Here is an 11212-nt window from a genome sequence, read left to right as displayed (position 1 = left end):
GTGCGTGCAGACCAATAATTAAAAGCCGCTCTCGCGCACGCCGAGCGCCGCGATCCGCCGCCAGGCCGCGCCCAGCAGCGACTGCCGCTCTCCGTCCAGTATCACCACGCCGCGCAGTGGGTGATCGGGATGGATGTGGTTATCCAATAGCGTCAGACGCACGCCGTACTGTGCTTGCACAGGTTCTGCGCGGCGCTGTGCGTCACGGCGTACGGCGATGGGGCCGCCGTGATCCGAGCTGAGCGCTTCCAGTTCCAGATAGGCGACGCCGGTGGCGTCCACTTCCTCCAGGCGTACTTTCACCGCCGGGCGCGCCGGGTCGTCAGTGATGAAGCGTCCTTCGCTGCCCGTTTCGATCCGCCAGAGGTTTTCTTCGGCCAGATAGCCGCGCAGACGTAGCCCCGGCTCGACGATGCGTGCAAGTGATTCGGCAGGGTGCAGCCAGCGATCCACGCTCAGGTCGCGTTGCAGGTCGCGTACCACACCAGCCTGCGGTGCGCGTAGCTGCAGACGCTCACGCTGGGCAGCCAGGCCGCGGTACTCGGTCACGGCTTCGGCCAGACGTTGTTCGAGGATGCCTGCATCGGCCGCCGTTTCGCTGCGTGCGGACTGGCGGCGGAGTTGCAGCTGGAGAATTTCGGTCTCGCGCCGGACAATGTTCTGGCGTGAGTCCAGGTCGGGCGAATCCAGTTCCAGCAGCAGGTCGCCGACTGCCACGCTCTGCCCGTCTTGCACGTGCACGGCTTTCAAGCGCGAGGCCACCGGCGCATGCAAGGCGCTGGTGCGTGAGGCTTCGAGCACTGCAGGGATTTCCACCGAACTGCGCCAGGGCACGATGAGCACCAGCATTACCGCGCCAAGGCTCAGGCCGGTGATCAGCACCTTGCGTGAGTCGGCCTGCTCACGGCGTTGCCACCATTCGCCCAGCTCGCGCCAGATGGGCAGGCCAATGAACCAGAGCAGTTCAACCACCATCAGGAAGATGCCGAGCACCTTGAAGAACAGGTGATAGACCGCCAAGGCGATGCCGAGGAACAGAATTGCGCGCCATATCCAGGAGCCGTAGCCCCAGATCAGCAGACGCCGGGTCATGCTGGGTGACCAGGGTTCCGGCGCCGGTTCGCCATAGCCGAACAGGGCTTCGCGCAGGCGCCAGCGACACAGGGCGAAGGCACGGTTCTGCAGGTTATCGACGCCCCACAGATCGCTGATCAGGAAGTAGCCATCGAAGCGCATGAAGGGATTGAGGTTGATCACCAACGTGGTGATCCAGGTCGCGCTGGCCAGCATGAAGGCCGAGGTACGCAAGGGGCCGTCCGGCAGCAATGACCAGGCCAGCAGTGCCAGCACCGCCAGCAGCAGTTCGGCAAACACGCCGCCTGCTCCGATCAGCAGTCGCGAACGCCGGTTGCGCACGCGCCAGGCATCGCTGACATCGGTGTAGAACATCGGCAGCAACACCATGAAGGCCAGGCCCATGCTCTGTACCCGGCAGCCGGCGCGCTTGGCCATGAAGGCGTGGCCGAACTCGTGACAGAGCTTGGCGAAGGTCAGCGCGATGCCGAAGGCCAATGCGCCTCCGAGGCTGAACAGATGGGGGAAGGTGGCGAGGAAGCGCTGCCAATCGCGCATCACCAGGAACAAGCCCAGCACAAAGACCAGCGGCAGGCCCCAGCGCAGCAGCCAGGGGGCGTGGCGTTCGAGCACGGGCCAGGCGCGATTGAGGAAGGGATCGGGCCGCCACAGCGGAATTCGGAAGAACAGGTATTGATGCAGGACCCGCTTCCACGGGCTCTGGCGCTGGGCGGCGGCTTTCATCGCGTAGCTGGCACGCTGCTTGTCATCCAGGGCTGCGATCAGGTCATGGCTGCTGAGAAAGCGCAGCATGTCCTCGAGTTCGGCCTGACCCAGGGGCAGGCCAGGCTCGGCATTGGCAGCCGCCAACACGCGCTGCGGCTCGCCCAGCGTCCAGTGACGCAGCAGGCGCACGGCGGCGGCGCCGAGTTTGAAGTAGCGACCGCGTAGCGGGTCCGCCAGCGTCCATTGCGGGGCGCCGTCGAGGCCGGGTGCAGCTTGTGATAGCTGCAGATCGGGGCGCAGGGCAGGCAGCATCAGAAACCCAGGCTCTGGCGGGCCGCGGCCAGAGGCCGGCGCAGGAGGTAATAGGCCAGCGGCGCACGATCACCGAACAGCTTGGCAGTGCCACGCAGCCCTACACGTGGTGGAGTATCGACGAAGCGCGCATCCAGTCGGTAGGCCAATTGCCCAGCGGCGGTGGTCTGCGCTTCGTAGGCGGAGCGCTCCAGCTGGGCCTCATGATGATCGAGTGGGTCGCTGTCGAGAAACAGCGCCACTTCGGCGCCCGGCTGCAGGGCGATGGCGTCACCCACCGGCAGTTCGATGCGTAACTCGGCCTGGCTCGGGTCGGCGATCTGCATCAGCCGTTCGCCAGTCTGCACGGGCTTGCCGGTCAGGCGTTCGGCATCGGCGAAAACGGCGATGCCTGAGCGTTCAGCGCGTACTTCGCTGCGGGCCAGCAGCTGCCTGGCATAGTCGCGTTCGGCGCGCTTCTGTTCGACGCGTGCGGCCAGCAGGTCGAGGCGGGCGCCGGATTCGGTATCGGCGAAGGCGCGCTGGCTGTTGGCCTTGAGTTCGGCCTCGGCCACGCCCAGTGCGCGTTCGGCCACATCGGCCTGAGCCTTGAGGCTGGTAGCCTCGAAGCGCACCAGCAGGTCACCGGCGGTGACGCTTTGATTGGGCTTGACCAGAAATTCGGCGATCACGCCATCCAGCGGCGCGGCGACCACCCGGCCACCCAGCGGGACGACTTCGGCAGGTGCCAGTACCGACTGGCGTACCGGGATCAGCAACAGGAGCGAGAGCGCCGCCGCGACGGCCAGCAGCTTCTTGCGCGGCCAACGCATGCGCCAGGGCTTGTGCGGTTGCAGCGCCAGCCAGGCGTGGGCGTAGGTATCGGCCAACTGCCTGAGCAACGATTGCTCCGCTTCGCTGAAGGGGGTGTCGCGAGCCAGCCATAGGCCACCGAAGGTTTCGCCGCTGCGGCTTTTCAGCGGCAGCCAATAGGCATGCGGGGCGGACAGGTCGTTCATGTCGGCGCGGGCCTGCTCGTCCAACTGGGTAGGGTCGACGCTGTGGCCTTCATCCAGTCGGCCGTGCTTGAGCAAGGCCGAGGTGGCGCGTTCGACGAAGGCCACGAACGGTGCATGCGCTTCCACCACGCTGATACCGGTCAACGCCTGCACCCTGCCGGCGATCAGCAGGGCTGCGTGGCGGAAGCCGAACAGTGCCTGGCCGTCATTGACCATGGCGAAGGCCAGTTGCTCGGTGTTACCGGCTTTGCGCGCCTGTTGCTCGAGCCCGAGAAACAGGGCGAATGCGCGTTCGGCCGTGCTGGGCAGCGGTGCGTTCATTCCGTCACCTGGAACTGGGCCGTGCCACTCATGCCGGCGAGCAAGCCCTTGGCATCATCGGACAGGCTACCGATCAGCAGAAGGGTTTGGCTGCCCTCATCGATACGCGCGCCCAGGCGCTTGACCTTGGCCTTGAGCGGCTTGCCGGTTTCGTCGGGAGTGAAGTCGAAGGTTTGGCCCGGCTGCAAGCGGCTAAGCCAGTTGGACGGCACCAGCAGATAAATTTCCAGCGTGCCGTTATCCACGACCTCCAGCAGCGGGGTGCCACTGGCTACGCTTTCGTGGGGTTGTGCGCGGCGCATAACCACACGGCCATCGAAGGGGGCGACAACGCTGCAGCGCTTCACCTGTACCTGATACACCTGGGTTTCCGCCTGAGCCTGAGCCTGCCTAGCCTCGGCCAGTGCCACTTCGAAGCGGCCAACCGAATTGAGGGCGGCCAACTGCTTCTTGTGGTTCAGCTCTTCACGGGTGGCGCGAGTGGCGGCTTGGGCCGCATTGAGCTGGGCCTGGTAAGCGCTGCAGTCAAAGCGCACCAGAACGTCGCCCTTGTTGAAATCCTGGCCATCGCTGAACGGCATTTCGATAATGCGGCCAGGCAGTTCGCTGGACAGTACCGCCTGGTTTTGCGCGCGCAGGATGCCGCGCACCTGGCGCTCACCGGATTGGGTGGAGGTGGGAGTCGGTGAATCGAGCAGCGGGTCGTCGGCCCAGAGTAACGGGCTGAACGCCAAGAACAGCAGGCCGAGGAGGGGCGAAAGAGGGCTGTGGCGCGGCATGGCATACGTCCTTGCATGAAGTCAGCGCAGTCTACGGCAGAAGTCGGGCCCGGCAAATTGGCCGTAACTGCGCATCTATATGGTGCATGATGTCGACTCTGGTGCGTGCACGGCCTGCTTCTGGTGCGTGGGCTGTCTGGCCGGCCTAGCTGGCGCGTGGTCTGAGCCCTGGCATAAGTCTTGCGCTGCACTGAGTATCGTCCAGGCTAGCAGGAGGCCGCCGTGTCGATTCATGTCGCGCTGCACCATGTCACCCACTACCGCTACGACCGTGCGGTGAACCTTGGGCCACAAGTCGTACGTCTGCGGCCGGCACCGCACAGCCGAACACGCATCCTTTCCTATGCGCTGAAGGTCGAGCCGGGCGAACACTTCATCAACTGGCAGCAGGACCCGCAGGGCAACTACCTGGCGCGCCTGGTGTTCCCCGAGAAGACGCGCGAGTTCAAGGTCGAGGTGGACCTGGTCGCCGAGATGGCGGTGTTCAATCCCTTCGACTTCTTCCTCGAGCCCTACGCCGAGCACATCCCTTTCGCCTACACCGAGGGCGAGCAGCGCGAGCTGGCGCCGTATCTGGTCAAGCTGCAGGCCACGCCGCTGTTCGCCAAGTACCTGGCCGGCATATCCCGCGAGCCGGTGCCCAGCATCGACTTTCTGGTCGAGCTGAACCAGCGCCTGTCGGCCGACATCCGCTACCTGATCCGCATGGAGCCGGGCGTGCAGACGCCCGAGCAGTCGCTCGAGCTGGCCGCCGGTTCGTGCCGTGATTCGGCCTGGCTGCTGGTGCAGTTGCTGCGTCACCTGGGCCTGGCGGCGCGCTTCGTCTCCGGCTACCTGATCCAGCTCACTGCCGACGTCAAGGCCCTCGACGGCCCCTCCGGCACCGACAAGGACTTCACCGACCTGCACGCCTGGTGCGAGGTGTATTTGCCGGGTGCCGGCTGGATCGGTCTCGACCCGACTTCAGGTCTGTTTGCTGGCGAAGGCCATATCCCGCTGGCCTGCAGCCCGGAGCCCTCCTCGGCGGCGCCGATCACGGGTGGGCTGGACGAGTGCGAGGTGGAGTTCGAGCACCTGATGAGCGTCGAGCGCGTGTGGGAGGCACCGCGCGTTACCAAGCCCTACAGCGAGGCGCAGTGGCAGGCGATCCAGGCGCTGGGCCGACAGATCGATGATGACCTGCTCAAGCACGATGTGCGCCTGACCATGGGCGGCGAGCCGACCTTCGTTGCCCTTGATTACCCCGATGATGACGAGTGGAACACTGCCGCGCTCGGGCCGAACAAGCGCCGCCTGGCTGCCGACCTGTTCTACCGCCTGCGCAGTCATTACGCGCCCAAGGCGCTGGTGCATTTCGGCCAGGGCAAGTGGTACCCCGGCGAGCAGTTGCCGCGCTGGTCGCTTAACTGCTTCTGGCGCCGCGATGGCGAACCGCTGTGGCATGACCCCAAGCTGCTGGCCGATGAGAAGCGTGGCTATGGTGCCACGGCAGAAACGGCCGCGCGCTTTCTCGCCACCCTGGCGGCGCATCTGGGCGTGGACGGCGGTAACGTCTTTCCCGCCTATGAAGACTGGTTCTACTACCTGTGGCGCGAGCGCAAGCTGCCGGACAACGTCACTCCGGACGATCCGCGCCTGAGCGACCCGCTTGAGCGCGAGCGCCTGCGCAAGGTGTTCGATCAGGGGCTCGACTCGGTGGTGGGGCATGTGCTGCCGTTGGCTCGTCAGGTGGTCGGCGAGGGCTGGCAAAGTGGGCGCTGGTTCCTGCGTGACGAACATTGCCGTCTGTTGCCCGGCGATTCGGCGCTGGGCTATCGCCTGCCGCTGGATTCCATGCCCTGGGTCAGTCAGGCCGACTACCCCTACGTCAATCCGGTCGACCCCAGTCAGGCGCTGCCGCCGCTGCCTAGCCCGGCGCAAATCCAGCGTCAGCTGCGCGGTGTCTGGCGCGGCGCCAGTGCCGGCCCGCAGAGCGCGAGGCCGGCCAGTGGGCAATCGGCTGCCGGTATCGTGCGCACCGCGCTCTGTGCCGAGCCGCGCGAGGGTCGCCTGTATCTGTTCATGCCGCCGCTTAGCCATCTCGAAGACTACCTGGAGCTGGTCGCTGCCATCGAGGACGTCGCTGCCGAGCTCAGTTGTCCGGTCTTGCTGGAAGGCTATGAGCCGCCGCTGGACCCACGCCTGCAGTTCTTCCGCGTCACCCCCGATCCAGGCGTGATCGAGGTTAACATCCACCCGGCTGCAAGCTGGGATGAACTGGTCGAGCGCTGCGAATTTCTCTACGAGGCAGCGCGCCAGTCGCGCCTGTCCAGCGAGAAGTTCATGATCGACGGGCGCCACACTGGCACCGGCGGCGGCAACCACTTCGTCCTCGGCGGCGCCACGCCGGGGGATTCGCCGTTCCTGCGTCGCCCCGACCTGCTGCGCAGCCTGATCAGTTACTGGCACAACCATCCGTCGCTGTCCTACCTGTTCAGCGGCCTGTTCATCGGGCCGACCTCGCAGGCGCCGCGTGTGGATGAGGCGCGCAACGATGCCTTGTATGAGCTGGAGATCGCCTTCGCGCAGATGCCCGAGCCGGGCCGCGATTGCCCGCCCTGGCTGGTCGACCGGCTGCTGCGCAACCTGCTGGTTGACGTCACCGGCAACACGCACCGCGCCGAGTTCTGCATCGACAAGCTGTACTCGCCGGATTCGGCCAGTGGCCGCCTCGGCCTGCTCGAGTTGCGCGCTTTCGAGATGCCGCCGCATGCGCAGATGAGCCTGGCTCAACAACTGCTGCTGCGCGCGCTGATCGCCCGTTTCTGGCAGGAGCCCTACCAGCCGGCGAAACTGGTGCGCTGGGGCAGCGAGTTGCACGACCGCTTCCTGCTGCCGCACTTCATCGAGCAGGATTTCGCCGACGTGCTGCAAGAGCTGGGCGCCTTCGGCTATCGCCTGCGCAGCGAGTGGTTCGCCCCGCATCTGGAGTTCCGTTTTCCCAAGGCCGGTGATTTTGCCGTCAAGGGTATCGACCTGGAGCTGCGCCAGGCGCTGGAGCCTTGGCACGTGCTGGGCGAGGAGGGCGCTACCGGCGGTACGGTACGCTACGTCGACTCGTCGCTGGAGCGCATGCAGGTGAAAGTATGTGGCATGGCGCCGGATCGCTACGTGCTGACCTGTAACGGCGTGCCGGTGCCCTTGCGCCCGACGGGCAAGGTCGGTGAGTTCGTTGGCGGCGTGCGCTTTCGTGCCTGGCAGCCGGCCAGTTGCCTGCAGCCAACCATCGGCGTGCACGCGCCGCTGGTATTCGATCTGGTCGATACCTGGATGCAGCGCTCGCTGGGCGGTTGCCAGTACCATGTGGCGCATCCCGGCGGTCGCAACTACGACAGCCTACCGGTCAATGCCTACGAGGCGGAGAGCCGTCGCCTGGCGCGCTTCTTCCGATTGGGTCACAGCCCAGGCAAGCGCCCTGTCATGCAGCCGATAGACAATAATGAACTGCCGATGACCCTGGATCTGCGTCGCGCCTGACGACATGTTGCTCACCTGAGTGTCGGCTACCGCGATCATTCCCCTCTCCCATAAATGGGAGAGGGGAGCATAAAGCCGCACCGCCTTGCCACTGCCGAGCCTGCCATGCACGACCTGCTAGCTGAGTACCCTCCGCCCAACGGCGCCTACCACGAACTGCTCGACGCCAAGGGCAACGTACGCCCACACTGGCGCCGTCTCTACGAGCAACTGGCACGCAGCCGCCCCGAGCACCTGGCGCAGCGCGAAGCCATGCTGGCGCGGCAGATCCAGGAAAATGGGGTTACCTACAACGTCTACGCTGACCCTGATGGTGCCGATCGGCCATGGGAGCTGGACCTGCTACCCAACCTGATCCCGGCTGACGAGTGGCAGCAGATAGCCGCCGGCGTGGCGCAGCGCGCGACCCTGCTCAACCGCGTGCTGGCCGATCTCTACGGCCCGCAGAAGCTGATCGCCGAAGGCCTGCTGCCGACCGAACTGGTGTTTGGCCATAACAACTTCCTCTGGCCGTGCCAGGGCATGCAGGCGCCGGGGGGCACCTGGCTGCACCTGTATGCAGTGGATCTGGCCCGCGCGCCGGACGGTCGTTGGTGGGTTACCGCCGACCGCACCCAGGCACCCTCCGGGGCTGGCTACGCGCTGGAGAACCGGCAGATCGTCTCGCGCGCCTTCCCCGAGCTGTACCGCGACCTGCGCGTGCAGTACCTGGCCAGCTTCTTCCGCACCCTGCAGGACACCCTGGCGCGCCAGGCCCCGAGCGGCGGCGAAACACCGCTGGTGGTGCTGCTGACGCCGGGGCGTTTCAACGAAAGCTATTTCGAACACCTGTATCTGGCGCGCCAGCTTGGCTATCCGCTGGTCGAAGGCAGCGACCTGACCGTGCGCGACGCCACCCTCTACCTCAAGACCCTGGCTGGCCTGCGCCGCGTACATGCGGTGCTGCGCCGCCTCGACGATGACTACTGCGACCCGCTGGAGCTACGCACCGACTCCGCCCTCGGCGTCCCTGGCCTGCTCGAAGCCGTGCGCCGTGGTCGCGTGCTGGTGGCCAATGCCCTGGGCAGCGGTGTACTGGAATCGCCCGGCCTGCCCGGCTTTTTACCAGCGATCAGCGAGCACCTGCTCGGTGAGGAACTCATGCTGCCGTCCATTGCCAGTTGGTGGGGCGGTGAGCCGCCGGTGCTGGACGAGGCGCTGGAGCAACTCGACCAGTTGCTGGTGCGCCCGGCCTTCCCCTCGCAGAGCTTCACCCCGGTGTTCGGCCGCGATCTGGACGAGGCGCAGCGTGCCAGGCTGGCTGAACGACTGCAGGCACGCCCCTACGCCTACGTTGCGCAAGCGCGGGCCAAGCTGTCGCAGGCACCAGTGTGGGATGGCAGCGGTTTGCAGCCGCGGGCCATCGGCATGCGCGTGTTTGCCGTGGCCAGTGCCGATGGCTACCGGGTGATGCCCGGAGGCCTGACCCGCGTGGCCGCCGAGGCCGATGCCGAGGTGGTGTCGATGCAGCGCGGCGGGGCGAGCAAGGACACCTGGGTGCTCGGCACGCGGCAGAGCGTCGGCGAGCCCTGGCAGACGCAACGCACCATAGGTACTGCCGACCTGGTGCGTAGCGACCCCTTCCTGCCCTCGCGCGTAGTGGAGAATCTCTACTGGTTCGGTCGTTACGCCGAACGCTGCGAGGGCAATGCGCGCCTGCTGCGCATTATGCTGGCGCGCTACGTCGATGACGATGACGACCCGCAGGCACTGCAGAGCGCGCTGGCGCTGGCGCAGGAATTGGGCCTGTTGGCAGATCCCGAAGAGGGCGAGCTGGCGGAACGTCTGCTGCAGGCACTGCTCGGCAGCGACTGGCCGGCCAGCCTGCGCTCCAACCTGCAGCGCTTGCAGTGGGCTGCAGGCAGCGTGCGCGGCAAGCTGTCCCAGGCCAACTGGCAGGCGCTGGTGGAGTTGCAGCGCGAGGCGCAGTTGCTGGAGGGTCAGCCGGCCGACTTCGGCGAGCTACTGGATTTTCTCAACCGTCTACTGATGTCGCTGGCGGCGCTGTCGGGCTTCGCTTTCGACGACATGACACGCGACGACGGCTGGCGCTTTCTCATGCTCGGCCGCTATATCGAGCGTTTGCAGTTTCTCTGCGATAGCTTCGCCGGCTTCCTGCGCAGCGGTTCGGCCACCGACCAGTCGGCGCTGGAGTGGCTGCTGGAGCTGGGCAACAGCAGCATCACCTACCGCACCCGTTACCTGGCGTCAGCGCAGTTGATCCCGGTACTCGACCTGCTGCTGCTCGATGAGCAGAACCCGCACGCCGTGATCTTCCAGATGCGTACCCTGCTTCGCTCGCTGGAAGGCCTCAACGAGCGGTTCGAGCTGCCGGCCGAGCGCTACCTGGTCTATCTGGAGCAGCAGCTCGCCGGCTTCAGCCTGGCCAGCCTGGAGAACCCGCTGTTCGGCCCCGGCAGCACCCGGGCGGTGCTCGAAGGTTTGGCCGATATGCTGGTGGCCATCAGCGAGGCCGCCGGCGCGGTTTCCGATCATCTCGGGCTGCGCTTCTTCGCCCATGTCGATGTCAGCCAGCGGACGCAATCCTCATGAGCAGCGCGTCGTATCAGGTTCTTCACGACACCCATTACCGGTACTCGGCGCCGGTTTCCCTGGCGCAACAACTGGCGCACCTGTGGCCGCGCGAATGCCCCTGGCAGCGTTGTCATGAGCAGGAGCTGCGTATCGACCCGATGCCCTGTCAGCGTCGCGACGGCCTGGACGTATTCGGCAACCCGCTGACCCGTTTGGTGTTCGAGCGCCCGCACGAGGCACTGGTGGTCAGCGCACGGCTGCGCGTCGAGGTGCTCACGCGTGCGCCGCTGGAACTGGACGATTCGCCGAACTGGGAGGCTGCGTGCGCCGCGCTCAGCTACAGCGGCAAACGGATGGAGCCTGCGTTGCTGGAAGCGGCGCGCTACCGTTTCGAGTCGCCTTACGTGCGTCTCAAGCAGGTGTTCGCCGACTACGCCGACGATTGCTTCACGCCGGGGCGTCCGTTGCTGCAGGCGTGCCAGGCGCTGATGCAGAAGATCTTCGATGAGTTCAGCTTCGATGCCGAAGCCACTCAGGTTGCGACGCCGCTGCTGCAGGTGCTGGAGGAAAAGCGCGGGGTCTGCCAGGACTTCGCCCACCTGATGCTCGCCTGTCTGCGCTCGCGCGGCCTGGCGGCGCGTTACGTCAGCGGCTACCTGCTGACCCAGCCACCGCCCGGCCAGCCGCGCCTGATCGGCGCCGACGCCTCGCATGCCTGGGTGTCGCTGTATTGCCCGCGTCAGGGCTGGGTGGATTTCGATCCGACCAACAACGTGCGCCCGGCACTGGAGCACATCACCCTGGCCTGGGGCCGGGATTTCTCCGATGTCTCGCCGTTGCGTGGGGTGATCCTGGGAGGCGGCAGTCACGACCCGGACGTGCAGGTGACGGTGCTACCACTGGGATGAGAGT

General features: G+C 66.1%; 6 protein-coding genes. 3 read left to right on the top strand and 3 right to left on the bottom strand.

Annotated features, from left to right (window positions below; genetic code table 11):
* Positions 1-18: 18 nt before the first annotated feature.
* From H3221_RS02340 to H3221_RS02330, 3 genes are read right to left on the bottom strand one after another with little or no spacing between them, the layout of a single operon-like run.
* Positions 19-2115 carry an efflux RND transporter periplasmic adaptor subunit gene (locus tag H3221_RS02340; protein ID WP_196473931.1) on the bottom strand — a complete coding sequence of 699 codons (2097 nt, stop codon included), beginning with the start codon at positions 2113-2115 and terminating at the stop codon, positions 19-21.
* Entirely contained in the window at positions 2112-3431 is a 1320-nt protein-coding gene (locus tag H3221_RS02335) for an efflux RND transporter periplasmic adaptor subunit (RefSeq protein WP_196473908.1), read from the bottom strand. The genes H3221_RS02340 and H3221_RS02335 overlap by 4 nt, the downstream gene beginning before the upstream one ends.
* Positions 3428-4210 carry an efflux RND transporter periplasmic adaptor subunit gene (locus H3221_RS02330; RefSeq protein ID WP_196473907.1) on the bottom strand — a complete coding sequence of 261 codons (783 nt, stop codon included), beginning with the start codon at positions 4208-4210 and terminating at the stop codon, positions 3428-3430. The genes H3221_RS02335 and H3221_RS02330 overlap by 4 nt, the downstream gene beginning before the upstream one ends.
* A gap of 222 nt (positions 4211-4432) precedes the next feature.
* On the opposite strand from H3221_RS02330, the gene H3221_RS02325 reads away from it, so the two are divergent.
* The 3 genes from H3221_RS02325 to H3221_RS02315 all read left to right on the top strand — a co-directional run bounded on the left by H3221_RS02325 (position 4433) and on the right by H3221_RS02315 (position 11208).
* Positions 4433-7726 (top strand): transglutaminase family protein, encoded by a 3294-nt coding sequence (locus H3221_RS02325; RefSeq protein WP_196473906.1) that lies wholly within the window; start codon positions 4433-4435, stop codon positions 7724-7726.
* A gap of 105 nt (positions 7727-7831) precedes the next feature.
* The gene (locus H3221_RS02320) at positions 7832-10318 is read left to right on the top strand and encodes a circularly permuted type 2 ATP-grasp protein (RefSeq protein WP_196473905.1); all 2487 of its coding nucleotides are present in this window, start codon (positions 7832-7834) and stop codon (positions 10316-10318) included.
* On the top strand, positions 10315-11208 hold the full coding sequence (locus tag H3221_RS02315) for a transglutaminase family protein (RefSeq protein ID WP_196473904.1): 894 nt from the start codon (positions 10315-10317) through the stop codon (positions 11206-11208). The genes H3221_RS02320 and H3221_RS02315 overlap by 4 nt, the downstream gene beginning before the upstream one ends.
* Positions 11209-11212: the final 4 nt, after the last annotated feature.

This window comes from Pseudomonas chaetocerotis, assembly GCF_015712105.2.
In the GTDB taxonomy this organism is placed as follows: domain Bacteria; phylum Pseudomonadota; class Gammaproteobacteria; order Pseudomonadales; family Pseudomonadaceae; genus Aquipseudomonas; species Aquipseudomonas chaetocerotis.
The sequence above is the reverse complement of the archived record's forward strand: the minus strand, read 5'-3'. Positions and strand labels throughout refer to the sequence as shown.

What these genes read in the sequence shown, in the direction of transcription:
- H3221_RS02335 (WP_196473908.1), bottom strand. Translation starts at nt 3,431, where the DNA reads ATGAACGCACCGCTGCCCAGCACGGCCGAACGCGCATTCGCCCTGTTT.
- H3221_RS02330 (WP_196473907.1), bottom strand. Translation starts at nt 4,210, where the DNA reads ATGCCGCGCCACAGCCCTCTTTCGCCCCTCCTCGGCCTGCTGTTCTTG.
- H3221_RS02320 (WP_196473905.1), top strand. Translation starts at nt 7,832, where the DNA reads ATGCACGACCTGCTAGCTGAGTACCCTCCGCCCAACGGCGCCTACCAC.
- H3221_RS02315 (WP_196473904.1), top strand. Translation starts at nt 10,315, where the DNA reads ATGAGCAGCGCGTCGTATCAGGTTCTTCACGACACCCATTACCGGTAC.